29 protein-coding genes and 1 pseudogene are annotated in these 23476 nt (G+C 70.1%); 23 read left to right on the top strand and 7 right to left on the bottom strand.

The genetic code is table 11. From position 1 onward, the window contains the following. Positions 1 to 187 precede the first annotated feature (187 nt). The 4 genes and pseudogenes from LRM40_RS17955 (at position 188) to LRM40_RS17970 (ending at position 3833) form a co-directional block, all read left to right on the top strand. Positions 188 to 1144: pseudogene (locus LRM40_RS17955) on the top strand (NAD-dependent epimerase/dehydratase family protein). A gap of 81 nt (positions 1145 to 1225) precedes the next feature. Then, a complete protein-coding gene (locus tag LRM40_RS17960) occupies positions 1226 to 2278 on the top strand; it encodes an AraC family transcriptional regulator (protein ID WP_231067893.1) in 1053 nt (350 codons plus the stop codon). Next, positions 2275 to 3045, top strand: a complete 771-nt coding sequence (locus LRM40_RS17965) for an ABC transporter ATP-binding protein (protein WP_170288780.1) — start codon at positions 2275 to 2277, stop codon at positions 3043 to 3045. The genes LRM40_RS17960 and LRM40_RS17965 overlap by 4 nt, the downstream gene beginning before the upstream one ends. After that, on the top strand, positions 3042 to 3833 hold the full coding sequence (locus tag LRM40_RS17970) for an ABC transporter permease (RefSeq protein ID WP_151122358.1): 792 nt from the start codon (positions 3042 to 3044) through the stop codon (positions 3831 to 3833). The genes LRM40_RS17965 and LRM40_RS17970 overlap by 4 nt, the downstream gene beginning before the upstream one ends. Before the next feature lie 13 nt (positions 3834 to 3846). Here LRM40_RS17970 and LRM40_RS17975 read toward each other — a convergent pair whose 3' ends face one another. Next, positions 3847 to 4524 carry a GntR family transcriptional regulator gene (locus LRM40_RS17975; protein ID WP_151122357.1) on the bottom strand — a complete coding sequence of 226 codons (678 nt, stop codon included), beginning with the start codon at positions 4522 to 4524 and terminating at the stop codon, positions 3847 to 3849. A 180-nt stretch (positions 4525 to 4704) separates the two neighbouring features. Between LRM40_RS17975 and dctP the strand changes: the two genes are divergently transcribed. The 10 genes from dctP to LRM40_RS18025 are packed head-to-tail and all read left to right on the top strand — an operon-like array spanning position 4705 to position 13764. After that, positions 4705 to 5724, top strand: coding sequence for a TRAP transporter substrate-binding protein DctP (gene dctP, locus LRM40_RS17980; protein WP_151122356.1), 1020 nt, complete (start codon positions 4705 to 4707; stop codon positions 5722 to 5724). 1 nt (position 5725) lies between these two features. Beyond that, positions 5726 to 6310, top strand: coding sequence for a TRAP transporter small permease (locus LRM40_RS17985; RefSeq protein ID WP_151122355.1), 585 nt, complete (start codon positions 5726 to 5728; stop codon positions 6308 to 6310). After that, positions 6307 to 7668 carry a TRAP transporter large permease gene (locus LRM40_RS17990; RefSeq protein WP_151122354.1) on the top strand — a complete coding sequence of 454 codons (1362 nt, stop codon included), beginning with the start codon at positions 6307 to 6309 and terminating at the stop codon, positions 7666 to 7668. The genes LRM40_RS17985 and LRM40_RS17990 overlap by 4 nt, the downstream gene beginning before the upstream one ends. A 28-nt stretch (positions 7669 to 7696) precedes the next feature. After that, positions 7697 to 9367: a malonate decarboxylase subunit alpha gene (gene mdcA, locus LRM40_RS17995; RefSeq protein WP_151122353.1), complete on the top strand. Its 1671-nt coding sequence runs from the start codon at positions 7697 to 7699 to the stop codon at positions 9365 to 9367. 9 nt (positions 9368 to 9376) lie between these two features. Continuing rightward, on the top strand, positions 9377 to 9700 hold the full coding sequence (mdcC, locus tag LRM40_RS18000; RefSeq protein ID WP_151122352.1) for a malonate decarboxylase acyl carrier protein: 324 nt from the start codon (positions 9377 to 9379) through the stop codon (positions 9698 to 9700). Then, the gene (locus LRM40_RS18005; RefSeq protein ID WP_151122351.1) at positions 9697 to 10581 is read left to right on the top strand and encodes a biotin-independent malonate decarboxylase subunit beta; all 885 of its coding nucleotides are present in this window, start codon (positions 9697 to 9699) and stop codon (positions 10579 to 10581) included. Before mdcC ends, LRM40_RS18005 begins: the two co-directional genes overlap by 4 nt. After that, the gene (mdcE, locus tag LRM40_RS18010) at positions 10581 to 11282 is read left to right on the top strand and encodes a biotin-independent malonate decarboxylase subunit gamma (protein ID WP_151122350.1); all 702 of its coding nucleotides are present in this window, start codon (positions 10581 to 10583) and stop codon (positions 11280 to 11282) included. The genes LRM40_RS18005 and mdcE overlap by 1 nt, the downstream gene beginning before the upstream one ends. Positions 11283 to 11294: 12 nt before the next feature. Then, positions 11295 to 11975, top strand: a complete 681-nt coding sequence (mdcG, locus tag LRM40_RS18015; protein WP_151122349.1) for a malonate decarboxylase holo-[acyl-carrier-protein] synthase — start codon at positions 11295 to 11297, stop codon at positions 11973 to 11975. Continuing rightward, the gene (locus LRM40_RS18020; RefSeq protein ID WP_231067894.1) at positions 11951 to 12844 is read left to right on the top strand and encodes a triphosphoribosyl-dephospho-CoA synthase; all 894 of its coding nucleotides are present in this window, start codon (positions 11951 to 11953) and stop codon (positions 12842 to 12844) included. Before mdcG ends, LRM40_RS18020 begins: the two co-directional genes overlap by 25 nt. Next, the gene (locus LRM40_RS18025) at positions 12841 to 13764 is read left to right on the top strand and encodes an acyltransferase domain-containing protein (RefSeq protein WP_151122348.1); all 924 of its coding nucleotides are present in this window, start codon (positions 12841 to 12843) and stop codon (positions 13762 to 13764) included. Before LRM40_RS18020 ends, LRM40_RS18025 begins: the two co-directional genes overlap by 4 nt. A gap of 289 nt (positions 13765 to 14053) precedes the next feature. Here LRM40_RS18025 and LRM40_RS18030 read toward each other — a convergent pair whose 3' ends face one another. The 3 genes from LRM40_RS18030 to LRM40_RS18040 are packed head-to-tail and all read right to left on the bottom strand — an operon-like array spanning position 14054 to position 16478. Further along, positions 14054 to 15070 (bottom strand): zinc-dependent alcohol dehydrogenase family protein, encoded by a 1017-nt coding sequence (locus tag LRM40_RS18030; RefSeq protein ID WP_151122347.1) that lies wholly within the window; start codon positions 15068 to 15070, stop codon positions 14054 to 14056. A 39-nt stretch (positions 15071 to 15109) separates the two neighbouring features. Further along, positions 15110 to 16129, bottom strand: coding sequence for an aldo/keto reductase (locus tag LRM40_RS18035; protein WP_151122346.1), 1020 nt, complete (start codon positions 16127 to 16129; stop codon positions 15110 to 15112). A 25-nt stretch (positions 16130 to 16154) separates the two neighbouring features. After that, positions 16155 to 16478 (bottom strand): carboxymuconolactone decarboxylase family protein, encoded by a 324-nt coding sequence (locus LRM40_RS18040; RefSeq protein WP_151122345.1) that lies wholly within the window; start codon positions 16476 to 16478, stop codon positions 16155 to 16157. A 307-nt stretch (positions 16479 to 16785) separates the two neighbouring features. Here LRM40_RS18040 and LRM40_RS18045 point away from each other — a divergent pair, with 307 nt between their 5' ends. From LRM40_RS18045 to LRM40_RS18080, 8 genes are all read left to right on the top strand, one after another. Further along, positions 16786 to 17097: a hypothetical protein gene (locus LRM40_RS18045; protein WP_151122344.1), complete on the top strand. Its 312-nt coding sequence runs from the start codon at positions 16786 to 16788 to the stop codon at positions 17095 to 17097. A gap of 13 nt (positions 17098 to 17110) precedes the next feature. Further along, positions 17111 to 17584, top strand: a complete 474-nt coding sequence (locus LRM40_RS18050; RefSeq protein WP_151122343.1) for a MerR family transcriptional regulator — start codon at positions 17111 to 17113, stop codon at positions 17582 to 17584. Between the two features lie 12 nt (positions 17585 to 17596). Beyond that, the gene (locus LRM40_RS18055) at positions 17597 to 18175 is read left to right on the top strand and encodes an RES family NAD+ phosphorylase (protein ID WP_151122342.1); all 579 of its coding nucleotides are present in this window, start codon (positions 17597 to 17599) and stop codon (positions 18173 to 18175) included. Positions 18176 to 18254: 79 nt separating this feature from the next. Next, a complete protein-coding gene (locus LRM40_RS18060; RefSeq protein WP_151122341.1) occupies positions 18255 to 18761 on the top strand; it encodes a hypothetical protein in 507 nt (168 codons plus the stop codon). A 114-nt stretch (positions 18762 to 18875) separates the two neighbouring features. Continuing rightward, entirely contained in the window at positions 18876 to 19676 is an 801-nt protein-coding gene (locus LRM40_RS18065; protein ID WP_151122340.1) for a peptidoglycan-binding protein, read from the top strand. 21 nt (positions 19677 to 19697) lie between these two features. Beyond that, complete coding sequence (locus LRM40_RS18070; protein WP_151122339.1) at positions 19698 to 20156, top strand: hypothetical protein; 459 nt, start codon at positions 19698 to 19700, stop codon at positions 20154 to 20156. Between the two features lie 2 nt (positions 20157 to 20158). After that, positions 20159 to 20569, top strand: coding sequence for a hypothetical protein (locus tag LRM40_RS18075; protein WP_151122338.1), 411 nt, complete (start codon positions 20159 to 20161; stop codon positions 20567 to 20569). Beyond that, the gene (locus LRM40_RS18080) at positions 20566 to 20847 is read left to right on the top strand and encodes a hypothetical protein (protein ID WP_151122337.1); all 282 of its coding nucleotides are present in this window, start codon (positions 20566 to 20568) and stop codon (positions 20845 to 20847) included. Before LRM40_RS18075 ends, LRM40_RS18080 begins: the two co-directional genes overlap by 4 nt. A gap of 36 nt (positions 20848 to 20883) precedes the next feature. Here LRM40_RS18080 and LRM40_RS18085 read toward each other — a convergent pair whose 3' ends face one another. Beyond that, a complete protein-coding gene (locus tag LRM40_RS18085) occupies positions 20884 to 21060 on the bottom strand; it encodes a hypothetical protein (RefSeq protein WP_170288779.1) in 177 nt (58 codons plus the stop codon). Between the two features lie 61 nt (positions 21061 to 21121). Then, positions 21122 to 21472: a hypothetical protein gene (locus LRM40_RS18090; protein ID WP_151122336.1), complete on the bottom strand. Its 351-nt coding sequence runs from the start codon at positions 21470 to 21472 to the stop codon at positions 21122 to 21124. A 155-nt stretch (positions 21473 to 21627) separates the two neighbouring features. On the opposite strand from LRM40_RS18090, the gene LRM40_RS18095 reads away from it, so the two are divergent. Next, entirely contained in the window at positions 21628 to 22023 is a 396-nt protein-coding gene (locus LRM40_RS18095) for a hypothetical protein (RefSeq protein ID WP_151122335.1), read from the top strand. Here the strand turns inward: LRM40_RS18095 and LRM40_RS18100 are convergent. Continuing rightward, the gene (locus LRM40_RS18100; protein ID WP_151122334.1) at positions 22009 to 23442 is read right to left on the bottom strand and encodes an aminotransferase-like domain-containing protein; all 1434 of its coding nucleotides are present in this window, start codon (positions 23440 to 23442) and stop codon (positions 22009 to 22011) included. The two genes, LRM40_RS18095 and LRM40_RS18100, sit on opposite strands and share 15 nt — an antisense overlap. Positions 23443 to 23476 lie beyond the last annotated feature (34 nt).

Raw genomic sequence — 23476 nt, forward strand, 5'->3', positions numbered from 1 at the left:
CTCCTTGGAAAGCTGACTGTAGGCAGCCGGCCGCCCCGGCGCCATGACCTCACCCGTCAGGCAGGTGGTGTTTTAGGACATCCCGGATGTCAGACCGGCGTCATGCCGGCCGGGCATTGACGGCATCGATGCCAGGCATCCGGCCAAACGATTTGTCCTCCTGGCGGCCGCTGCCTAGCATCCCGGCATGGATCACATCGTCATCACCGGCGCGCAGGGCTTTGTCGGCCAGGCCCTGGCGCGGCGCCTGCTGGCCCACGGCCTGGACGGCCGCCCCGTGTAACGGCTCACCCTGATGGACGTGGGCTTCGCCGCCCCGCCGGCCGACCCGCGGGTGCGCCAGCTGCCCGGCAGCATCGCCGACGCAGCCCTGCGCTGCCAGGCCTATGAAGGGGGCGTGGACGCCGTCTTCCACCTGGCCAGCATCCCGGGCGGTGCGGCCGAAAGAAACTACGCCCTGGGCCGCAGCATCAACCTGGACGCCACCCTGGGCCTGCTGGAGGATCTGCGTGGCGTGCATGCCGCCGGGGGGGGCTTGCCGCGCTTCGTCTTCGCCAGCACCGTGGCCGTCTATGGCGAACACCTGCCGCCGGTGGTGGACGAGCAGACCCTGCCCAACCCCGGCCTGAGCTACGGCGCCCACAAGCTGGCCGGCGAGTACCTGGTGGCCGATGCCAGCCGCCTGGGCTGGGTGCAGGGCTGCTCGCTGCGCCTGCCCGGCGTGGTGGCCCGGCCGGGCGACGGCGCCGGCCTGATCAGCGCCTTCATGAGCCAGCTCTTCTGGCGCCTGGCCGCCGGCGAACCGATCACCGTGCCGGTGTCGGCCCAGGGCGTGGCCTGGTGGATCTCGGTGGGCGCCTGCGTGGACAACCTGCTGCAGGCGGCCACGGTCGACCCGGGCCGCATGAACCCGCGCCGCAGCTACCAGATGCCGGTGCTGCGCCTGACGATGGACGCCGTGGTGCAGGGCCTGGCCCGCCGCTTCGGCGCCGACCGGGCCGCCCTGGTGCAGTACGCGCCGGACCCGAAGGTCGAACGCCTGTTCGCCGCCTACCCGCCGCTGCGCACGCCCGAGGCCGAGGCCCTGGGTCTGCGCCGCGACGGTGACCTGGACACCCTGATCACCCGGGCGATGGGCGGCTGAGACGCACGATGCCGGCCGGCGGATCCGGGGGACCCGGGCTTCCGGCGGGATAATCCCGCCCCAGGCAAGGCTTGGGGCGGCATGGACGAAGTCAATCACATCGAAAAGGACACGGTCTCGATGTACTTTGTCCGTGCGGCGGTGGCCAAGCTGCCGCCGCCGGCCCAGCTGCAGGCCCTGGCCGCCGCCGGCATCCCGGCCGAGTGGCTGGGCATGGCCCATGCGCGGGTGCCGGCCTCGGCCTTCTCGGCCCTGTGGCTGGCGGTGGGCCGGGCGCTGGACGACGAGTTTTTCGGCCTGGATCGCCGTGGCATGAAGGTGGGCAGCTATGCCCTGATGTGCCAGGCCGTCATCTCCTGCACGACGATGGAGCGCGCCATCAAGCGCATCCTGCGCGGCTTCGCGGTTTTTCTGGACGAGGTGGCGGGCGAGCTGGTGGTGCAGGGCCCGCGGGCCGAGCTGCGCCTGCACAACCGCATCGCCGACGCGGCCGACCGTCGCTTCGCCGACGAGACCTTCCTGGTGCTGACCCATGGCCTGCTGTGCTGGCTGATCGGGCGGCGCTTCGTGCTGGACGAGGTGAGCTTCGCCCATCCCCGGCCCGAGCATGCCGCCGAGTACACCCGCATGTTCTGCGAGCACCTGCGCTTCGAGCAGCCGCTCACCGCCATCCGCTTCGACGCCGAGCTGCTGCGCGCGCCCATCGTGCAGAACGCCGAGACGCTGCAGTCCTTCCTGGCCACCGCGCCGCAGTCGGTCTTCCTGCGCTACAAGAACGACGACAGCTGGACCGCGCGCCTGCGCCGCCGGCTGCGCCAGGCCTCCATCCAGGCCGGCGAAACCCACTGGCCGCTGCTGGAGGAACTGGCCGCCGAGCTGGGCACCAACCCCACCACGCTGCGCCGCCGGCTGGAGGCCGAGGGCACGAGCTACCAGCAACTGAAGGACCGGCTGCGCAGCGACCTGGCCATCGACCGCCTGGTCAGCAGCCAGGCCAGCATCGACGAACTGGCGCTGGAGCTGGGTTTTCACGATGCCAGCGCCTTCCACCGCGCTTTCCGCCGCTGGACCGGCCTGCCCCCCGGGGCCTACCGTCGGCGCGAGCAGGGCGAGCCGGAACGGGAGATGCGGTGAGCCAGGCCCTGATCGAGGTCGATCACCTCTCGGTCACCCAGCCGGCGGCCGGTGGCCGCCCCGCCACCGAGGTGCTGCAGGACATCTGCTGCCAGGTCGAGCCCGGTGGCGTGCTGACCCTGGTCGGCCCCTCGGGCTCGGGCAAGTCCACCCTGCTGCGCTGCTTCAACCGCTTGGCCGAGCCTGGCCGCGGGACCATCCGGCTGGGCGGCGAGGACATCCGCCAGCTGGACCCGCGTGCGCTGCGCCGCCGCGCCGCCATGGTCATGCAGACGCCGGTGCTGTTCGAGGGCACGGTGCGCGACAACCTGTGCCTTCGCCCGCCCGGCCACACCCTGGACCTGGGCGAGCCGCGCCTGGCCGCGGTGCTGCAGGAGGTGGGGCTGGATGCGGCCCTGCTGGACCGCGACGCCGCCCAGCTCTCCGGCGGCGAGAAGCAGCGCGTGACCATCGCCCGCGCCCTGCTGGGCGACCCGCAGGTGCTGCTGCTGGACGAGCCCACCTCGGCGCTGGACCCGCCCAACACCGCCCGCGTGGTGGAGGTGCTGACCCGCCTGTGCCGCGCCCGCGGCATGACGGTGGTGGCCGTGAGCCACCAGCCCGAGTTCGTGCGGGCCCTGGGTGGCTGGGTGCTGTACCTGGTCAAGGGCCGGGTGAAGGCCTATGCGCCGGTCTCGGTGTTGGATGCCTCCGACGCCCAGGCCGACAGCGGGCTGCGTGCCTTCCTGGCCGGCGTGGTCGAACCGACGGAGGGCAGCCCGGCATGAGCGGCGCTGGCGTGATCGAACTCTCGCTCTGGCAGCTGGCCGGGGTGCTGGGCTTCGTGGTCGTGCTGGTGGCCCTGTCCATCCGCCAGGCCCTGGGGCTGGAGCGCGACCTGGTGGTGGGCGCGCTGCGCACCGTGGTGCAGCTCTACGGCGTGGGCTTCATCCTGGCCGGCGTGTTCGCCGCGGCGCACTGGTACTGGGTGGTGCTCATCCTGCTGGCCATGACGGCGGTGGCCACCCGCGCCGCCGTGGGCCGGCTCAAGACCCCGCTGCCGCGGGCCCAGGGCATGGCCGGCGTGGCGCTCACCCTGTCCACCGTGCTGACGCTGGGCTATGTCATCGGCGTGGTGGTGCAGGTCCACCCCTGGTACGAGCCGCAGTACATCATCCCGCTGGCCGGCATGATCCTGGGCAATGTGATGAGCAGCGTGGCCCTGGCCGCCGACCGCCTGCAGAGCGACCTGCGCCTGCGCGCCGGCGAGGTGGAAACCCGCCTGGTGCTGGGCTTCTCGGGCCCGCAGGCGGTGCAGCCCCTGGTGCGCAGCGCGCTGCGCGCGGCCATGACGCCCACCATCAACGGCATGATGACCGTGGGCCTGGTGCAGCTGCCGGGCATGATGACCGGCCAGATCCTGGCGGGCACCTCACCGCTGGTGGCCGTGCGCTACCAGATCATGGTGGTGCTGATGCTGGCCATGGCCACCGGCATCGGGGCCTGGATCTTCCTGCGCCTGGCGGTGGGCCGCTACCTCACGCCCGCCCACCAGCTGCGGCGCGAGCTGCTGTGAGCCGTGTCAGTGGCTAGGGGCTGACCGGGCTTTCCTCGAACTGCCGCATCTCGGCCAGCAGGTCGGCGAATCGGTCGCCCTGCACCACCACATGGTTGCGCAGCTGCAGCGCGGCCTGCTCGGGCTCGGCCGCGCGGATGGATTCCAGCACCGCCGCATGTTCCTGCAGCGAGCGCTGCATGCGGTTGCGCACCCGCAGCTGCAGCCGGCGGTAGGGCCGCAGCTTGCGCTGCAGCGCGCCGGCCTGCTCGGTCAGGTAGTCGTTGTGCGAGGCCGCGTAGATGGCCTGGTGGAAGTCCTCGTTGGCGTAGAAGTAGGCGTCCGGGTCCTGGGCCTGGGCGGCCTGGGCGCAGCGGGTGTGCAGGTCCTGCAGCCGGCCTAGCTCGCTGTCCTTGGCCCGGCGGGCGGCCAGGCGGGCGCACATGGCCTCCAGCTCGGCCATCACCTCGAACATCTCCACCAGGCGCTGGGGCGACAGTGTGGCCACCACCGCGCCGCGCCGCGGGCGGATCTCCACCAGCCCTTCGCCGGCCAGCAGGCTCAGCGTTTCGCGAATGGGCGTGCGCGAGACACCGAAGCGCTCGGCCAGTTCCTGCTCGTCCAGGTGGGTGCCAGGCTTCAGGCGCCCGGTCGCCACTTCCTCTTCGATGGCTTCGCGGAGTTGTTCGGACAGGCGTAGGGGCGCAGACATGGGTGGGGGAAGAGGAAGGTGCCAGGTGCGAAGCATAGTGCACCCGCCAAGGAAAGCCCAGCCATTCGGGTAATCCTTGAATGCGTGAAGCGAGTTTATTTATACATTGAGGCCTCTCGTGCATACATGGAGGCGAGCGCAGTTTGGCGCACCGCCCCCGATCCAACCGGAGACAGCCTCATGAACTTCACACGACGCAGCCTCTTGCAGGCCGCAGGCAGCACGGCACTTTTGGGCGCCACCGGCGCCACGCTGGCCCAGAGCGCCAGCCTGAAGATCTCCCACCAGTTCCCGGGCGGCAGCCTGACCGAGGGCGATTTCCGCGATCGCCTGTGCCGCCAGTTCGCCGTCGAGCTGGAAAAGCGCACCCAGGGCGCGCTCAAGGCCTCGGTCTACCCCGGCTCGTCGCTGATGAAGACCAACGCCCAGTTCTCGGCCCTGCGCAAGGGTGCGCTGGACATGAGCCTGGTGCCGCTGTCCTATGCCGGCGGCGAGGTGCCCGAGACCAACATCGGCCTGATGCCGGCCCTGGTGCCCAGCTACGAGCAGGGCGCCGCCTGGAAGACCGCCGAGGTGGGCAAGCGCCTGGCCAAGGTGCTGGATGACAAGGGCGTGATCATCGTCAGCTGGATCTGGCAGGCCGGCGGCGTGGCCTGCCGCACTCGCCCGCTGGTGACGCCCGAGGACGCCAAGGGCCTGAAGGTGCGCGGCGGCAGCCGCGAGATGGACATGATGCTCAAGCAGGCGGGGGCCTCGGTCATCAGCCTGCCCTCCAACGAGATCTATGCCGCCATGCAGACCGGCGCGATGGAGGCGGCCATGACCTCTTCCACCAGCTTCCTGTCCTTCAAGCTCGAAGAGATCGCCAAGTTCCTCACCACCGGCCGCAACAAGGCCTACTGGTTCATGCTGGAGCCGCTGATGATCTCCAAGGAGGTCTTCGGCCGCCTCACCAAGGCCCAGCAGGACGTGGTGATGGGCCTGGGCGCCGAGCTGGAGGCCTTCGCCCGCCAGGAGGCGCAGGCCGATGACCGCCGCGCTGCCGATGTCTACGCCAAGGCCGGTGCCAAGGTGTTCGACCTGGACGCCGCCACGCTGGGCAAGTGGCAGACCATCGCCCGCGACACCGCCTGGAAGGATTTCGGCGAGCGCAATGAAACCTGCGCCGGCCTGCTGGCCGCCGCCCAGAAGCTGCTGTGACATGAGCGGCGCCCCTTCCTCCGGCGGCCTGACCGCCAGCCTCGACCCCCACCTGCCGGGCTGGCTGCGGCCGGTGGGGCGGGCCATGCTCTGGGTCAACCGCGCCATGCTCGGCCTGGGCATGGTGGCGCTGATCGCCGCCGCGCTGATCCTCACCTCCAGCGTGCTCTCGCGCTACTTCCTGCAGGCCTCCACCGACTGGCAGGACGAGGCCGCGGTGTTCTGCCTGGTGGGCGCCACCTTCCTCTGCGGCGCCTTCCTGCAGTCCCTGCGCGGGCATGTGGGCATCGAGGCCTTCTCCACCTTGCTGCCGCCCTGGGTCAACCGGGTGCGGCAGCTGCTGGTGGACCTGATGTGCCTGGCCTTCTGCACCTTCTTCGCCTGGAAGTCCTGGTCCCTGTGCCACGAGGCCTGGGTGGATGGCCAGACCACGTCTTCGTCCTGGGCGCCGCCGCTGTGGATCCCCTACAGCCTGATGTCCCTGGGCATGTCCCTGCTGGTGCTGCAGCTGCTGCTGCAGGTGGTGGCCAGCGCCAATGCGTGCCGTCCGGCGCGCGACCCTGCGGTGAAGGAGGTGGCAGCATGAGCATGCTCGCCCTCGGTCTGCTGTTCGGGGCGGTCACGCTCCTGATCATGTTCTCCGGCGCGCCCATCGCCTTCGCGCTGGGCAGCGTCGGCGTGATCTTCATGTACGGCTTCATGCCGGAATCGGCCCTGGACACGGTGGCCCAGAACGTCTACGAGGAGATGGCCAGCATCACCCTGCTGTCCATTCCGTTGTTCATCCTCAAGGGGGCGGCCATCGGCAAATCCCGCGCGGGCCAGGATCTGTATGCCGCCCTGCACGTGTGGATGAACAAGCTGCCCGGCGGCCTGGGCATCGCCAATGTGTTCGCCTGCGCGCTGTTCGCCGCCATGGCCGGCTCCAGCCCGGCCACCTGCTCGGCCATCGGCTCCAGCGGCATCCCGGAGATGCGCAAGCGCGGCTACTCGCCCGGCTTCGCGGCCGGCATCATCGCTGCTGGCGGCACGCTGGGCATCCTGCTGCCGCCCTCCATCACGATGATCCTCTACGCGGTGGCAGCGGAGCAGTCGCTGGGCCGGCTCTTCCTGGCCGGCGTGGGCCCGGGCCTGCTGCTGGTGAGCCTGTTCGCCACCTACGCGGTCTTCAACTACCAGCGCGAATACCGCCAGGCCCAGAAGGCATGGGACGCCAACGGCGTGCCCTCGGCCCTGCTCAACCACGACCACTTCACCCTGCGCGAAAAGCTGGAGATGCTGCCCCGCGTGGTGCCCTTCGTGGTGCTGCTCATCGGCGTGATGGTGGCGCTCTACGGCGGCATTGCCACCCCGTCGGAGACGGCCGGCCTGGGCGCCATCCTGGCCCTGGCGCTCATCGCCGCGGTCTACCGCGTCTGGCGCCTGCGCGACATCACTCCCATCTTGTCGGCCACGCTCAAGGAGTCGACCATGCTGATGTTCATCATCGGCATGTCCCTGCTGTTCTCCTATGTGATGAGCTACCTGCACATCAGCCAGGAGACGGCGGCCTGGATCGTCGCGATGAACTTCTCCAAGTGGGTGCTGCTGGCCCTGGTGCTGCTGCTGGTCATCGTGCTGGGCTTCTTCCTGCCGCCGGTCAGCATCATCCTGATGCTCGCGCCCATCGTGCTGCCGCCGCTCAAGGCCGCGGGCTTCGACCTGATCTGGTTCGGCGTGCTGATGACCATCGTGATGGAGACTGGCCTGATCCACCCGCCGGTGGGCCTGAACATCTTCGTCATCAAGAACATCGCCCCGGACATCCCGCTGCGCGACATCATCTGGGGGGTCATGCCCTTCGTCGGCCTGATGCTGCTGTCGGTGCTGCTGATCTGCCTGTTCCCGTCCATCTCCACCGCGCTGCCCGATGCCATCATGGGCGCCGTGCCCGGTGCGCAGTGAGCGGCTCTCCACACGAAAGGTGGCATTGATGAACGCCCCCGTCTCCCCCGGCGCCTGGTCGCAGCGGGCCGCCCGACGGCAGCGCCGGCTCGAACGCGCCAGCGCCCTGGCTCGCGGCAAGCGGGTCGAGGCCGGCCAGCTCGTGGCCCTGCTCGAAGCGGTGCTCGAACCCGAAGACCGCGTCTGCCTGGAAGGCAACAACCAGAAGCAGGCCGACTTCCTGGCCCGTGGCCTGACCCAGGTGGACCCGCAGCGCGTGCACGACCTGCACATGGTGCAGTCGGTGCTGGCCCTGCCCGAGCATCTGGACGTGTTCGAGCGCGGCATTGCCCGCAAGCTGGACTTCTCCTTCTCCGGCCCGCAGGCCCTGCGCCTGGCCGGCCTGCTCGCGCGCGGGCAGCTGCAGATCGGCGCCATCCACACCTACCTGGAGCTGTTCTCCCGCTACTTCATCGACCTCACGCCCCAGGTCTCGCTGATCGCCGCGCACTCGGCCGATGCCCAGGGCAATCTCTTCACCGGCCCCAACACCGAGGACACGCCGGCCATCGTCGAGGCCACGGCCTTCAGCGGCGGCATCGTCATCGCCCAGGTCAACGAATGGGTGGACACGGTGCCGCGTGTCGACGTGCCGGCCGGCTGGGTGGACTTCATCGTCCAGGCGCCCAAGCCCAATGTGATCGAGCCCCTGTTCACCCGCGACCCGGCGCAGATCAGCGAGGTGCAGGTGCTCATGGCCATGATGGCCATCAAGGGCATCTACGCCGAGTACGGCGTGCAGCGCCTGAACCACGGCATCGGCTTCGACACCGCGGCCATCGAGCTGCTGTTGCCCACCTACGCCGAGTCGCTGGGCCTCAAGGGCAAGATCTGCCAGCACTGGGCGCTCAACCCGCACCCGGCGCTCATCCCCGCCATCGAGGCCGGCTGGGTGCAGTCCATCCATTCCTTCGGCTCCGAGCTGGGCATGGAGGACTACATCCGCGCCCGCTCCGACGTGTTCTTCACCGGCCCCGACGGCTCGCTGCGCAGCCACCGCGCCTTCTGCCAGGCCGCCGGCCACTACGCCTGCGACCTCTTCATCGGCTCCACCCTGCAGATGGACCTTGCGGGCAACAGCTCCACCGCCACCGCCGGGCGCATTGCCGGCTTTGGCGGCGCGCCCAACATGGGGGCCGACGCCCGCGGCCGCCGCCACGCCAGCCCGGCCTGGCTCAAGGCCGGCGAACAGGCCCGCCAAGGCCTGCCCGGCGCCCGCGGCACGCCACGCGGCCAGAAGCTGGTGGTGCAGATGGTGGAGACCTTCCGCGAGCACATGCAGCCCGCCTTCGTCGAGCACCTGGACGCCTGGCGCCTGGCCGAGCAGGCCGGCATGGACCTGCCGCCCATCATGATCTACGGCGAGGACGTGACCCATGTGCTGACCGAGGAAGGCCTGGCCAACCTGCTGCTGTGCCGCACCGACGAGGAGCGCGAGCAGGCCATTCGCGGCGTGGCCGGCTACACCCCGGTGGGCCTGGCGCGCGACGCCCGCATGGTGGAGAACCTGCGCGACCGCGGCATCATCCAGCGCCCGGCCGACCTGGGCGTGGACCCGCGCGACGCCACGCGCAACCTGCTGGCCGCGCGCAGCGTGCGCGACCTGGTGCGGGCCTCCGGCGGGCTCTACCGCCCGCCGACCCGCTTCCGCAACTGGTGAGGACCGGCCATGGACATCGGACTCGAATCAATGCAATGGCAGCTGGCCGGCCAGCAGCCCGCGGGCGACTTCGCTCCGGTGCTGGTGGGCGTGGTGGGCTCGGGCAACCTGGAAGTGATGCTGGAGCCCCTGCCCGGCGCCGACTGCGAGGTGCGCGTGGAAACCTCCGCCCGGGGCTTTCGGCCCATCTGGGACGCGGTGGTGGCCGACTTTCACCGCCGCCACGGCCTGGCCGGCGTGCGGGTGAGCGTGAACGACATGGGGGCCACACCGGCCGTGGTCAGCCTGCGCCTGGACCAGGCGGTGGCCGAATGGAGGAGTCGCCAGCCATGAACCTCAGCTACAGCGAATGCAGCGCCCGCGAACGCCTGGCCGCGCTGCTCGATGCCGGCAGCTTCCATGAATGGCTGCCGCCCCAGGCCCGCATCACCAGCCCGCACCTGGCCCAGCTGGGCGTGCCCTCGTCCTTTGACGACGGCGTGGCCATCGGCCGCGGCCGCCTGGCCGGGCAGGCCGTGTTCGTCGCCGCACAGGAAGGCGCCTTCATGGGCGGCGGCGTGGGCGAGGTGCACGGCGCCAAGCTGGTGGGCCTGCTGCGCCGCGCCCAGCGCGAGCGGCCGCGCGCCGTGCTGCTGCTGGCCGAATCGGGCGGCGTGCGCCTGCACGAGGCCAATGCCGGCCTGATCGGTGTCTCTGAAGTGATGCGCGCCGTGTTCGACCTGCGCGCCGCCGGCGTGCCGGTGCTGGTGCTCATCGGCGGGGCCAACGGCTGCTTTGGCGGCATGGGCCTGGTGGCGCGCTGCGCCGACCGCGTCATCATCAGCGACGTGGGCCGCCTGGCCATGTCCGGGCCGGAAGTCATCGAGGCCTCGCACGGCGTGGAGGAATTCGACGCCCGCGACCGCGCCCTGGTGTGGCGCACCACCGGCGGCAAGCACCGCTACCTGCTGGGCGACGCCGACGCGCTGGTGGACGACGACGTGGCCGCCTTCCGCCAGGCCTCGTTGGACTGGCTGCACCGCCCGCGCCCCATGGACCTGGCTGCCCTGGAGGCCGAGCACACCCTGCTGGCCGAACGCCAGCGCCAGGCCCAGGGCTGCGACGACGCCCGCGAGCTGTGGCAACGCCTGGGCGTGCCCGAGCCCGCCAGCGTGCCCGACCTGGAAGTGGCCGCCCTGCGGCCGCTGCGCCCCGCCTTGCCGGAGACCCCGTGATGCACTGGAACGAGCTTGCCACCGCCCTCTTCGGGCCGGACCACGGCCTGCAGGCCGAAGGCGCCCTGATCACCGGCACCGCCATCTTCGACGGCCAGCCCATGGCCGTCATCGGCACCATCGACCACGCGCCCATCGGTGTGGAACTGGCCCTGCGCCAAGCCCGCGCCGTGCTGGACCTGATGGCCCAGCACCCCGGCCGGCCGCTGCTGCTGCTGGTGGACACCCAGGGCCAGCAGCTGCGCCGCCACGACGAGCTGCTGGGCATCAACCGCGCCATGGCCCACCTGGCCGCCTGCGTGGACCAGGCCCGCCGCCGCGGCCACCGCGTCATCGCGCTGGTGTACGACCAGGCCCTGTCCGGCGGCTTTCTGGCCACCGGGCTGATGGCCGACGCCTGCTACGCCCTGCCGGCCGCCGAGATCCGCGTCATGCGCCTGCCCGCCATGGCCCGGGTGACCAAGATTGCCGAGGAGCGGCTGCAGGCCCTGTCGCAAAGCAACCCGGTGTTCGCCCCCGGCGTGGCCAACTACGTGGCCATGGGCGGCATCCAAGGGCTGTGGGACGGTGACCTGGCCGCCGCCCTGCGCCAGGCCCTGCAGACCGCCCCGCGCGAGGACCAGCGTGCCGCGCTGGGCGCCGAGCGGGCCGGGCGGCGCTGCGCCGCCCCGGTCATCCAGCAGGTGCTGGACGCGGCCTGAGCTTCACCGACCATGCGCGCCCTGCAACGCCACCAGCTGCTGCGCCTGCGCGACAGCGCCTGGCTGCGCCTGCTGGCCGACACCGCCAACCTGTCCGCCCACCCGTCTGCCCGCTCCGCCCTGACCCTGTGGGCCCGCCACGGCCACCCGGTGGTCGTCAGCCGCCAGACGCCGGGCCTGCCGGCCGACACCCCGCTGGCCGCGGGCTTGCCGGCGCCGCTGTCGCTGGGCCGCGCCCGCATCGCCCTGGCCCTGCGCGCCGACGAGGTGCTGTTCACCGACGCCTTCCCGCTGGCCGCCGAGGTGCTGCCCACGCTGGCCCCGTCGCAGCGCCCCGGCTGGCAGGCCCTGTGCGCGCAGCTGGACGCGCTGGAGGTGCCGGCCCGCGTCTACGGCAGCCACGGCTGGCAGCAGCTCACTGGCCTGGCCTATGTGCGCCCCGGCTCCGACCTGGACCTGCTGCTGCCCGTGAGCACCCCCGAACAGGCCGACGCCGTGGTGCGTGTGCTGGCCACCGCCCCCGCCGGCCTGCCCCGGCTGGACGGCGAGCTGCTGTGGCCTGACGGCGCCGCCGTGGCCTGGCGCGAATGGGCCGCCTGGCGCGCCGGCCAGGTGGGCGCGCTGCTGGTGCGCCGCATCGACGGCGTGGACCTGGTGGAGGAGTGGCCATGCCACAGCCTGCAATGCGCCTGAGCGCGCCGGGCCTGCACGCGCCGCACGCCGCGGCCGGCCCCGCCCTGGCCGCCATCGGCCGCGCCGCCACGCTGGCCCTGCACGACGAACTGGCCCTGCACCCCAAGCCGGGCCTGGTGTCCTATGTGGACACGGGCAGCCACCAGGACATGGACGCCGGCACCTTTTTGCGCAGCCTGTTCGCGCTGCGCCACGCCTACCCGCGCCTGGCCACTCTGGGTTTTGAGGGCGCCGGTTGGGCGGCGCTGCAGGCCTGCGGCATCCAGGCCGAGCGGCGCATGTTGGCGGCCACCGGCGGCATCAACACCCACCGCGGCGCCATCTTCAACCTGGGCCTGCTGTGCGCCGCCGCCGGCTGGCGCCTGGCCCAGGGCCTGGCACTCACACCCGCCGGCCTGCGCCACACCCTGCAGACCATCTGGGGCCCGGCCCTGGCCGACCGCGCGCGGCTCACCCCGCCATCGCACGGCGGCGCGGCCGTGCGCGCCCACGGCCTGCGTGGCGCCAACGAAGAGGCCGCTGCCGGCATGCCGGTGCTGTTCGACGTGGCCTGGCCGGCCCTGCAGCAGGCCCTGGCCGCCGGCTGGGGCTGGGACGCCGCCCGCGCCCAATGCCTGCTGGCGGTGATGGCCGTGCTGGACGACACCAACCTGGCCCACCGCGGCGGCTTGGCCGGCCTGCGTGAGGCTCAGGCCATGAGCCAAACCTTCCTGGCCGACGGCGGCATGGGGCAGGGCGGCGCCTGGGAGCGGCTGGCCGCGCTGCACCGTCACTTTGTGGCGCGGCGCTGGTCGCCCGGCGGTGCGGCCGATCTGCTGGCCGCAGCCTGCTGGCTGCAGCGCGTGTGCGCCGGGGGGCCGCCCCGGTGAGCCTGGCCCTGCTGTTCCCCGGCCAGGGCACCCAGCATGCCGGCATGCTGCCCTGGCTGGAAGACCACGCCGCCGCCCGCCCCGTGCTGGCCCGCATGGCGGAGCTGCTGGCCGCACCGGACTGGCGCGAGCGCCTGGCCGACGCCTCCTGGGCCCAATCCAACCCCGTGGCCCAGCCCCTGCTGACCGGTGTGAGCCTGGCCGCCTGGGCCGTGCTGGCCCCCGGCCTGCCCGCTCCGGCCGCCGTGCTGGGCTACAGCGTGGGCGAGCTGCCGGCCGGCGCCGTGGCCGGCCTGTACGACGCCGACGCCGCCCTGGCCCTGGCCCAGGCCCGCGCCGCCTGCATGGACGCCGCCGCCCCGGCCGAGCCCACCGGCCTGCTGTCGGTGGGTGGCCTGCCCTGGCAGACCGTGGCCGAACGGGTGGCGGCCGATGGCCTGCACCCCTCCATCGTGCGCGAGGCCGACCAACTGCTGCTGGGCGGCCCCGTCACCGCGCTGCAAGCCTGGGCCCCACGGCTGGAAGCCCAGGGCGCGCGCTGCACCCCCATCGGCGCCCGCATCGCGTCCCACACCCCCTGGCTGGCCGCGGCCGTGCCACCCTGGCGCGCCCACCTGCAAGCCCAATGCTGGCACCCCCCGCAAACGGCCCTGGTGGCCAACGCCACCGCCCGGGTGGAATGGCAGCTGCCCGCGCTGCAGGAGGCCATGGCCGTGCAGCCCGCGCAGCTCCTGCGCTTTGACCTGTGCCTGGGCGCCCTGGCCGAGCGCGGCCCGCGCTGCGTGCTGGAAGTAGGCCCCTGCACCACCCTGTCACGCCTGTGGAACCGTCTGCACCCCGACGTGCCCGCCCGCAGCCTGGAAGACTTCCAGGGGCCGGAGGGGGTGTGGCGGTGGGTGGAGAGGTGTTTGGGGGGGTGAGGTGGAGGCGTCTTTGCAGCGATTGCCGCCTTTGGCGGTCTGCGGTTGTACTCTCGCAATCCAATAGCAACCGGTCATTCAAGCCGAGTGCTGCGCCAGCGGTTGGATTCGGATGGGGAAGTCACCGAGTGCCTTGGCCTCGCCGTCAATTCCTGCCCGACGGCTACCCATCGCACGCATCAACTACAAAGAAGCCCTGCGTTCGCTGATCTGGCATTCGAAGACGCCCAAGCGCGCTCGCCGCAACACGTAAGCGTCACGCGGAATCCCTGCGGCCGCACAAGGGCGTCTAAACGCGGAGCAAAGCCTTGATGGCTCGGCGTTCATCCATTGCCTTGTAGCCCTCGGCAACTTCCGCCAGCGGGATCTCTAGGTCGAACACCTTGCCCGGATTGATCTTGCGATCCAGGATCAAGTCAATCAGCCGGGGAAGGAAGCGTCGGACAGGCGCCGGACCACCGAGCATGCCGGTTTGCGAGAAGAACAAGCGCTGTCCGTCCAACTGCACTCCGTGTGGCACGCCGACGTAGCCGATCATCGAGCCGGGCCGAGCGATGGCGAGCGCCTGGTCCATGGCCTGGGGAGTCCCGACGCACTCCAGAACAGCGTCGGCGCCGATTTGCTCGGTCAACTCTCGCACCTTGGCGACACCCTCGTCGCCCCGCTCGGTGACGATGTGCGTGGCGCCGTATTCCAGAGCCAGCTCCTGACGCGCCTTGTGCCGACTCATAGCGATGATGCGCGCGGCGCCCATCTGCTGTGCCGCCAGCACGCCCATCAGTCCGACTGCGCCGTCTCCAATCACCACGGCGGTGCAGCCTGGCTGCACTTGCGCTGCATGGGCCGCATACCAGCCGGTGCCCAGCACGTCGGAAGCCGCCAGCAGGCTGGGGATGAGATCGTCGGCAGGCGCATTGTCGAGTGCGATCAGCGTGCCATCGGCGAGTGGCACGCGAGCAAACTCAGACTGCGCGCCGGTCATGAACTCGCGCTGCACGCAGGAGGACTGGAAGCCGAATCGGCAGTGCGGACAGGTGTTGTCCGAGAGGCAGAAGGAGCCGACCACGAACTGGCCCGGCTTCACCGAGGTGACTTCACTGCCGACGGCCACGACCGTGCCGCAATACTCGTGCCCCATGTGCAGCGGCGCGTCGACCTTGTTCGCGCCGCGGTACGGCCAGAGATCCGAGCCGCAGACGCAGGTCGCCGCCAGTCGGATGAGGGCGTCAGTGGGCTTGAGGATCGTGGGTTCGGGCATCTCTTCGATGCGCACATCACCCGGTGCATAGAGCTTGGTTCCCAGCATGACGTTATTCCATTCTGATTTCAGTTCTTGGCTTCGCAGTCAGCGCGCGGTGGTGCGGGCGACGCGTCCGGTGACCGGGTACTGCGGGTCAGTGAACCCCGGCGTCGAGGCATGACCGGGAAGCACCAGCGTGTCGAGAAAGGCCTCGTCGTCAGACGTGAAGGTCTCCTGCAATGCAGCGAGATAGTCCTGCCACTGCGCCAACGTGCGCGGGCCGCCAATCACGGCATCCACGAGCGCGTTGTTGAGCACCCAGTTCAGCGCGAAGTGCGCGGTCGAACTGCCGTTGGCTTCGGCATGCGCCTTGATGCGCGCTGCGGCTTGCAGTGATTCGGGGCGCAGTTCGGTCTGCTGCATGCGGCGATCACCGCGCGCGGCGCGGCTGCCTTCCGGCAACTGCTCCAGGCTCGCGTACTTGCCCGTTAGCACGCCACGCGCCAAAGGGCTGTAGGGCACCACACCTACGCCGTAGAACTGGCAGGCCGGAAGCAGCTCGGCCTCCGGCATCCGGTTCATGGCGTTGTACTGCGGCTGGCAGGCCGCCGGGCGGTCGATGCCGGCCTCGTCGCACAGGCGAACGAATTCCGCCAGTCGCCACGCCCGGAAGTTCGAGACGCCGACGTAGCGGATCTTGCCCTGTCGCTGCAGATCGGCAAGTGCACGGACGGTTTCCTCAAGCGGCGTGCTGAGGTCGTCGCGGTGCAGGTAGTAGAGGTCGATGTGGTCGGTGCCCAGGCGCTCGAGGCTGCGTTCGGCCGCGCGCATCAAGTAGCCGCGCGACAGGTCAGCACCCGTGGCGTTGGCGAGGCCCGCGGGATAACCTGCCTTGGTGGCCAGCACCCAGCGATCGCGGTCTGCGCGAATGGCGCGACCCACGATCTCCTCCGAGCGACCGCCCGTGTAGGCGTCGGCGGTATCGATGAAATTGATGCCCGCCTCACGGGCGCTGGCAATGACCTCGATCGCCTCGCCCTCCGAGGTCTGTTCGCCAAACATCATGGCGCCCAGGCACAGGGGCGAGACCTTGAGACCGCTGCGGCCTAGTTTTCGGTAGTTCACGAAAGATGTCCTTCTGCTGAAGTGTTCAGGCGACAGGCAATTCACGCAGCTTGGCGACAGCCGACATGGCGCTGGGCCATCCCGCATAGAAGGCCAGGTGCGTGGTCATGGCGACCAGCTCTTCGCGCGTCACGCCGTTCTGCAGCGCAAACGGAAAGTGAAAGCTCAACTGCTCGGTCTTCCCGGTGGCAATCAGCGCCGCGCAGGTCGCCAGGCTTCGATCGCGCTTGCTCAGGGCCGCGTCCTCCCAAACCTGCCCGAACAACACGCCGTCGGTCAGATCGGCGAGCTGCGGTGCGACGTCGCCAATGGCCTTGCGGGCCGGACCTGTGGGGTTTGCGGTACTCACGTCGACTCCTTGACTGCGTTCAGCTTCGTCATTTTGGAGATCGATCCGACATGCGACTAGCCGGAATAATCGGCATGATCTGATGAATTTGGCTCAACAATCGATGGGATAAAAGCTCAGCCATGCCCTGAACCTGCAGAGGCAGTGGGCACGACGTTACGCAGGGGTGGTGCGCGGCACCATCGAAAGCTTGTGCAGCCTGCTGTGCGCAAATTTGCAGGGGCTGCCCGTCAGGACAGTCTGGCGGTGTTGAAAGACTCATTGATTAACGTACAATCCAAACTTTACGAACTTTCCGAGTGCAGCGATGGCATCCGTCAACAAAGTGATCTTGATTGGGAGCCTCGGGCGCGTCTCCCGGGGCGGGCTCGACACTGTTGGCCAGCAAGCCTTTGACAGGTATGTCGACGCCGTTTGCGGCTACGGGTCGGTCCTGAGGGACGGGATAACAGGCCTCGCTGAGGCTGCGCGCAGGCTTGCAGAGGCATATCGCCAGCTTCACAAACTGGCCAGCCCTTTCGTGATCCCCAAGAAGATAGCGGCGCCTTGGACACCTCTCTTGGGTCGCACGGCTGCGTTCTTCCACGCCGCCAAAGTCGACGCCCGTAACCTCCCCTGAGAAGAGTTCAACGATGAAGTCAGCACATCACCTTGTCTCAACCGACTCCCGCTCTAGCGTGCGGGCCCGCACCAAGTCCAACCCCTCGAATGACTTCGTTTCCCTCGCCGAGACCAAGGCCTTGATGGCTGGGAGCCTGTCCGTGCGTCAGCAACGGCTCGAAGCGGGCGACATGGTCTCGACGGACGAAGCAGCGCAGATGACCGGAACGAGCCGCGTGACAATGAATGCCTGGATCGCAAACGGAAGGGCCATTGGGCTGACTCGCACGAAGCGTGGGTTCCGGCTGCCGAAGTGGCAGTTCGACGCGCCCATGTGGGATGTCCTGCCGAAGCTGACCAAGGCGCTGGGCACAACGGAAGGGTGGGCACTGCTGACCTTCCTTGAAACGCCTCACCCCGGCCTGAACGGCGCGACGCCGCGCGAAGCGATCGAGCGAGGAATGCAGGACCGTGCGGTGGCCCTCGCTGGAGCGGAGAGCAACTGATTCCCTTTCCTCATGAAGCTGGCAGATCTCGAACACCTCTCTCCTTACCGCCTGGCGCAAGGTCAATCGCTTTTCCGCACCCAGCGCGCTGCGGTGGCTGGGGGCACCCTAGCTCGAGGGCCGCTCCACCTGGCTCCGGTCGGCTCGCTTTCGGGTCGATTTGATCTGGCCGATGTGCCGTGCGCCTACTTGGCGGAGGAGCCGGACACGGCGCTCTTCGAGGCCATTTTTCGACGAGAGAGTACTGGCGTGTCTATCGCGGCACTCCAACTGCGCGAGTTGCTCGCCGTTCAAACTCGCGCCGAAGTTGTTCTGGGCGACCTTCGACCGCATGCGGCGGCATGGCCAGTGCTGCAGTCACTCCGCTTCTCCGAAACCCAGGCACTGGCCGAGGAGGCGTACCAGGCAGGGCTGGGGGGTTTCATCTACCGCTCGGCCCAGCACTTCTCACAAGATTGCGTCGTCTTATTCGACCCCGATCGTGCAGCGACGAAGGAGCTCTGGCGGGTGGCGCTGGCCAATCGACAAGGCTTGGTCAACAGGTGGGTCGCGGATGCTACGAAACGCTCACGGGTGCCCCTGGTGCCCTGAGCTGGCACCTGCACAGTGTCTTATCAATGCTGCGCGGGGCACCTGTCGCTCCTTGTACTGGCCTACACCCGGAGTTCCTATGTCCCCACGCACCCTCATCCCCGTGGCGGCGACCTTGGTCGTCTTGTCCAGCCTGCCGGCCCACGCCGCCGCCCCCACCGCCTGCACCCCCGACGAGCAGGTGGTGTTCCAGTGCGACATCGGCGCGCGGCGGGTGGCGGTGTGTGCTTCGCGCGGGCTGGGGCCGCAGGGTGGACGGCTGCAGTACCGCTATGGCCGTCCGGCGGCGGTGGAACTGGCCTATCCCCCGGCCGATACGCCCTGGCGCGACGTGACGCGGGGCGGCACGCTGATGTTTTCCGGCGGGGGGGGCGCCTGGCTGGCCTTCACGCGGGGTGAGCACCGCTACGTGGTCTACACCGCCATCGGCCAGGGCTGGGGTGACAAGGCCGGTGTCGTGGTGGAACGGGGCGGCCGGCGCCTGGCCGTGCTGGCCTGCACCCGGCCGCCGGTGTCTGACATCGGCCCCGACTTGTTCGAGCGGGCGGGCATTCCCACGCTGGAAGAGGGTTTCGAGCTGCCCTGAGTCCCCTTCATGAGGGGCACCCGCCGCCTTGAGGATGGGCGGCGGCGGCAAGGCAGCGTAATGTGCCTGTTGCGCTGCGCCGTGGGGCGCAGGCACATCCCATCGAGGAGCGCCATGATTCCCGTCGATGCAGTGACCATGCGCGAGATCGCGCCCCGCTTCAGTGGCGAACTGGCCGAGCACCAGGACGCCATCCTCAACGCCGTGGGCCCGGTGCTGGCCAGCACCCTGGCCGCTTACGAAATCGACACCCGGCTGCGCATTGCGCACTTCCTGGCGCAAACCTGCCATGAATCGGCCGGCTTTCGGACGACGGAGGAATTCGCCAGCGGCCAGGCCTACGAAGGCCGCAAGGACCTGGGCAACACCCACTCCGGCGACGGCATGCGCTACAAGGGCCGCGGCCTGCTGCAACTGACCGGCCGGGCCAACTACCGCGAGATGGGCCAGCGTCTGGGCCTGCCGCTGGAAGACCAGCCCGAGCTGGCGGCCGAGCCGGTGCTGTCGCTGAAGATCGCCTGCGAGTTCTGGCGCCGCAAGGCCATCAACCCCTTGTGCGATGCCGATGACGTGGTGGGCGTGACGCTCAAGGTCAATGGCGGCAAGAACGGCCTGGCCGAGCGCAGCCAGCTCACCGCCAAGGCCAAGGCGGCCATCGCGCGCATCCAGGGCCTGGTTATGACGGGCGAGGCCCCGCCCACGGCCAACCGGCCGGTGCTGCGTCGCGGCTCCAAGGGCGAAGTGGTGGCCGACCTGCAGCGCAAGCTGCAGCAGCGTGGCTTCAGCCTGGCCATCGACGAGGACTTCGGCGCCGCCACCGAGGCGGTGGTGATGGTGTTCCAGCGTCAGCAGGGGCTGGAGGCCGACGGCATCGTCGGCCGTGACACCTGGAACGCGCTGGACGCCAAGCGCTAACTTCGCACCGGGAGGCCCGCCATGGCCACGACTTCGCTGGAAACCATGATCGGCACCCTGTTCACCGCGCCGGCCGACGCCGCGGTGAAGGCGGAGGCCGGCTACCGACGCATCTGGGCCGACTGGCTGGAGCAGACGCGTGACCTGGTGGGCCAGAACAATGTCGCCGCCCTGCAGCAGATGATGCCGCAGGCCCCGGTGATGAAGTTCAGCGGCGTGCTGGAGCTGACGCTGTCGATGCGGGTGGCCTCCATCAGCCAGGTGGACGGCGGCCTGTCGCTGGGGGCCGGGCCCATCACCGTGTCGGGCGGCTACTTCCGCCAAAGCTCGGAAGAAAGTGCGCTGACCGCCCGCGGCACCTTCACGCTGACCAACAGCGAGGTGGACCTCACCACCTACCTGTCGCGCATGGGCCTGACGCCCACGGACCCGGCCTCGCTCACCAAGGCCATCGACACGCTGCGCGGCAAGGCAACCTGAACATGGCCACCCCGCCCAAACCGCCCACGGCGGAGCCACCCGCCGACGTGATGCTGGAAGACGTGCTGCTGGCCTTGCAGAAGACCTTCAGCCGCCTGAGCGCCACCACCGCTCAGCGCAATGCCGAAGAGTTTCGCGACCAGGCCCGCGCGCTGATCGTGGGTGATGTGGATTTCGAATTCACGGTGCAGGTGGCGCCGGCGCTGTCGGCCAAGCCGGCAGGGGCGGCCGCCCCGGGGCGCCGGCTGAAGGCCGCGGCCGCCCCTGCCGAGCCGGCGCGGCCGGACACCCTGCGCTACTGTGCCGACGGGGGCGGCTTTCCGCTCAAGCTGTCCGGGCGCATTGCCACCGATGTGCGGCATGCCGAGGCGCCGGCCGCACCCCCCGCACCTGAACCGGGAGACAGCCGATGAGCGACACCGTCACCACCGTGGCCGTTCCCGCGGTCGATGCCATCTTTGCCGAAACGGTGGACGCCCTGCGCCGTCAGATCGACCAGATGCAGCTGCTGTCCAAGGCGCAGGCCCAGGCTGGGCTGGCGCAGGCCCATGTGGACGTCATCGACGTCGAGCTGGTGTTCAAGAGTGTGGCGGTGCAGGGCAGCTCGGGCCTGGCCAAGCTGCTGGTGTCCGACAAGCAGACCAGCAGCACCATGGAGCTGCGCCTGTCCACCCGGGTGCGCATCGACTGAGCGCACTGCGCTGGCCGCCATGCGTGGCAGCCGTGTTCAGGCGGCTTTCAGCACCCGGTTGGCGGGCGAGGGCAGGGGGCTGTCGAGCCGTTCCAGCTGCAGGCCGGCGTAAGTCTTGCGGACTTCCTCCTCAGACCACCGGCGCCGGGTGGTGAAGGTGCCCCAGATGGGGTGCCGGTGCACCTTCCAGAACCATTGCTTGTCATCGTGCATGCTGTCGTCTCCTGTGTGCATGGCCTCTGGTGTACCGGCCTGGGGGATCACAGGGTGAGCCTCAGACCAGGGCATCTTCCGGCACGGCGGGGGACATGGCGGAGGCTGGATTGTGCACGCCTTTGGATTCAGCCCAGCTGGCAATGGCCAGGCACAGCAGTTCCCAGGCGGTGCCGCTGCAGGCCCGGTGCGGCGCCACATAGCGCAGCAGGGCGGCAATGCGGGCCGGGTCCGGCTGGGCCTGGCTCATCAGCGCGCGCCAGGCGTGGGCGGCGCGGTGGCCGGCCGCCAGGATGGGGTCGGCGGGCATGGCGCCTGTCTCTGTGGAAAAGTAGCCGACCATCTCGGCACACACCAGTTCGGCGCTGTCGCGCGGGCGGATGCCCAGTTCGGCATCGGTGGCTTCCCTCATGTCCTGCTCCCTGTCGATACTGCTGGACGGATTTGTCCCACATCCCGGGTCCGGTTTCCTCGCCCAAAGGAGGGAAGGCTGACCCCCTTGTGATCTGGGTTGGGGATCAGATCGCTGTCGGCCCCCGGCTCTTGGTATCGAAAGGTTTCCTGTCCATGCTGCTCCACTTCCTGCTGGCCGATTCCGAACTGGCCTGGGTCCGCCAGGACGGCACCACGCTGATCCTGCGCTTCTCGGCCGCCCAGGCCGAACGCCGCGAGTCCTCCCCGACCGAGCGGCCGGTCATCGGCTACGCGCCGGGCGTGCTGATGCAGCTACAGGACGCCACGCCGCTGCCCGCTGGCATCGAAGCCCTGTTCGGCCGGGTGGAGAGCGGGGTGATCCGCAGCGGCTCGGAGCGCTGGACAGGCTGCCCGTTGCCCTTTGCCAGCCCGGCACCCGTGCAGCTGGAACTGGTGCTGGCCCGCCACGGCCCCTGGCAGGTCGCGGCCAGCGCGTTCAGCGTGGGCTTCGAGGGCGAGCCCAACTTCCGGGAGTCATGGGCCTGCTAGGCGCTGACGGGCCAGGCCGCCCAGGGTGCGCAAGGCCTCGTCCACCCGCACATCGTCGGGCCGGCCGATGTTCAGCCGCAGGTGGTGCACAAAGCGCTGGTCGGCCGAGAACAGCAGGCCCGGCGCGGTGCTGATGCCCTGGGCCAGGGCGTCCTGGCTCAGCGCCATGGCGTCCACCCCGGCCGGCAGCTCCAGCCAGAGGAAGTAGCCGCCCTCCGGGTGGGTCACCCGCGTGCCGGCCGGAAAGTGCCGGGCGATCTGCCGGGCCGCCCGCTGCCGCTGCGCCGAGAGCGCCTGGCGCAGCTGCCGCAGGTGGCGGTCGTAGCCGCCATGGGCCAGGTAGTCGGCCACGGCCCGCTGCGCGGGCAGCGAGGTGGCCAGGGTGCTCATCATCTTCAGGCGCTGCACCTGCGCGGTGTAGCGGCCGGCCGCGGCCCAGCCCACCCGGTAGCCCGGGGCCAGGCATTTGGAAAACGAGCTGCAGTGCAGCACCAGGCCGGCCTGGTCGAAGGCCTTGGCCGGCAGCGGGCGGTGGGCGCCGCCGTGCAGCTCGCCGTACACGTCGTCCTCCACCAGCGGAATGCCGTGGCGGGCCAGCAGGGCCACCAGGGCCTTCTTCTTGGCCAGCGGCATCAGCGCGCCCAGCGGGTTCTGGAAATTGGGCATGAACCAGCAGGCCGCCACCCGCCGCTGCTGGAGCAGGGCCTCCAGCGCCGCCAGGTCCACGCCCTCCTGCGGGTCGGTGGCCACCTCCAGCGCGCGCAGGTTCAGCCGCTCGATGGTCTGCAGCGCGGCATAGAAGGTGGGCGACTCCACCACCACCACATCGCCCGGCCGGGTGCAGGCCTGCAGGCAGAGGTTGAGCGCTTCCATGGCGCCGTGGGTGATGACGAGCTCGCCCGGGTCCAGCGCCACGCCCTGCTGGGCATGGCGGCGGTGCAGCAGCTCGCGCAGCGGCTCGTCGCCCCGCACCAGCGCGCCGGTGATCTGTGCCGGTTTGAGCTGGCGCATGGCCCGCGCGCCCGAACGGGCCAGGGCCTCGAAGGGGAAGAGCTCGGGTGGCGGGAAGGCCGAGCCCAGGGGCACGACGGCGGAGTCCTGCACGCTGCCCAGCAGCTCGAAGATCAGCTCGCTGACGCTGACCTTCTGCGCCCCGGGGCGCGGCCGGGCCACGGGCGGCGGCAGCGGCCGCGAAGCCTGGCGCGTGCGCACGTAGTAGCCCGAGCGAGGGCGCACCTCCACCAGACCGCGTGCCTCCAGCGTGGCGTAGGTCTGGAAGGCGGTGGCGGGGCTGATGCCGTGGTCGGCGCAGAGCTGACGGATGGAGGGCAGGCGGGCGCCGTCGGGCAGCCGGCCCGCCGCGATGGCGGCCACCAGCTCCTCGGCCAGGCGCTCGTAGAGGAAGGGGGTGCCGATCATCTGATCCGGTCGAAATGCGGCATGTCTGGATCTT

The sequence above is a fragment of the Ideonella dechloratans genome (assembly GCF_021049305.1).
Lineage (GTDB): Bacteria > Pseudomonadota > Gammaproteobacteria > Burkholderiales > Burkholderiaceae_C > Ideonella > Ideonella dechloratans.

Bases quoted from the DNA above. Each gene is read 5' to 3' on its own strand.
- LRM40_RS17960 (WP_231067893.1), top strand. From the start codon at position 1,226: ATGGACGAAGTCAATCACATCGAAAAGGACACGGTCTCGATGTACTTT.
- LRM40_RS17970 (WP_151122358.1), top strand. From the start codon at position 3,042: ATGAGCGGCGCTGGCGTGATCGAACTCTCGCTCTGGCAGCTGGCCGGG.
- LRM40_RS17975 (WP_151122357.1), bottom strand. From the start codon at position 4,524: ATGTCTGCGCCCCTACGCCTGTCCGAACAACTCCGCGAAGCCATCGAA.
- dctP (WP_151122356.1), top strand. From the start codon at position 4,705: ATGAACTTCACACGACGCAGCCTCTTGCAGGCCGCAGGCAGCACGGCA.
- LRM40_RS17985 (WP_151122355.1), top strand. From the start codon at position 5,726: ATGAGCGGCGCCCCTTCCTCCGGCGGCCTGACCGCCAGCCTCGACCCC.
- LRM40_RS17990 (WP_151122354.1), top strand. From the start codon at position 6,307: ATGAGCATGCTCGCCCTCGGTCTGCTGTTCGGGGCGGTCACGCTCCTG.
- mdcA (WP_151122353.1), top strand. From the start codon at position 7,697: ATGAACGCCCCCGTCTCCCCCGGCGCCTGGTCGCAGCGGGCCGCCCGA.
- mdcC (WP_151122352.1), top strand. From the start codon at position 9,377: ATGGACATCGGACTCGAATCAATGCAATGGCAGCTGGCCGGCCAGCAG.
- LRM40_RS18005 (WP_151122351.1), top strand. From the start codon at position 9,697: ATGAACCTCAGCTACAGCGAATGCAGCGCCCGCGAACGCCTGGCCGCG.
- mdcE (WP_151122350.1), top strand. From the start codon at position 10,581: ATGCACTGGAACGAGCTTGCCACCGCCCTCTTCGGGCCGGACCACGGC.
- mdcG (WP_151122349.1), top strand. From the start codon at position 11,295: ATGCGCGCCCTGCAACGCCACCAGCTGCTGCGCCTGCGCGACAGCGCC.
- LRM40_RS18020 (WP_231067894.1), top strand. From the start codon at position 11,951: ATGCCACAGCCTGCAATGCGCCTGAGCGCGCCGGGCCTGCACGCGCCG.
- LRM40_RS18030 (WP_151122347.1), bottom strand. From the start codon at position 15,070: ATGCTGGGAACCAAGCTCTATGCACCGGGTGATGTGCGCATCGAAGAG.
- LRM40_RS18045 (WP_151122344.1), top strand. From the start codon at position 16,786: ATGGCATCCGTCAACAAAGTGATCTTGATTGGGAGCCTCGGGCGCGTC.
- LRM40_RS18050 (WP_151122343.1), top strand. From the start codon at position 17,111: ATGAAGTCAGCACATCACCTTGTCTCAACCGACTCCCGCTCTAGCGTG.
- LRM40_RS18055 (WP_151122342.1), top strand. From the start codon at position 17,597: ATGAAGCTGGCAGATCTCGAACACCTCTCTCCTTACCGCCTGGCGCAA.
- LRM40_RS18060 (WP_151122341.1), top strand. From the start codon at position 18,255: ATGTCCCCACGCACCCTCATCCCCGTGGCGGCGACCTTGGTCGTCTTG.
- LRM40_RS18065 (WP_151122340.1), top strand. From the start codon at position 18,876: ATGATTCCCGTCGATGCAGTGACCATGCGCGAGATCGCGCCCCGCTTC.
- LRM40_RS18070 (WP_151122339.1), top strand. From the start codon at position 19,698: ATGGCCACGACTTCGCTGGAAACCATGATCGGCACCCTGTTCACCGCG.
- LRM40_RS18075 (WP_151122338.1), top strand. From the start codon at position 20,159: ATGGCCACCCCGCCCAAACCGCCCACGGCGGAGCCACCCGCCGACGTG.
- LRM40_RS18080 (WP_151122337.1), top strand. From the start codon at position 20,566: ATGAGCGACACCGTCACCACCGTGGCCGTTCCCGCGGTCGATGCCATC.
- LRM40_RS18085 (WP_170288779.1), bottom strand. From the start codon at position 21,060: ATGCACGATGACAAGCAATGGTTCTGGAAGGTGCACCGGCACCCCATC.
- LRM40_RS18090 (WP_151122336.1), bottom strand. From the start codon at position 21,472: ATGAGGGAAGCCACCGATGCCGAACTGGGCATCCGCCCGCGCGACAGC.
- LRM40_RS18095 (WP_151122335.1), top strand. From the start codon at position 21,628: ATGCTGCTCCACTTCCTGCTGGCCGATTCCGAACTGGCCTGGGTCCGC.
- LRM40_RS18100 (WP_151122334.1), bottom strand. From the start codon at position 23,442: ATGATCGGCACCCCCTTCCTCTACGAGCGCCTGGCCGAGGAGCTGGTG.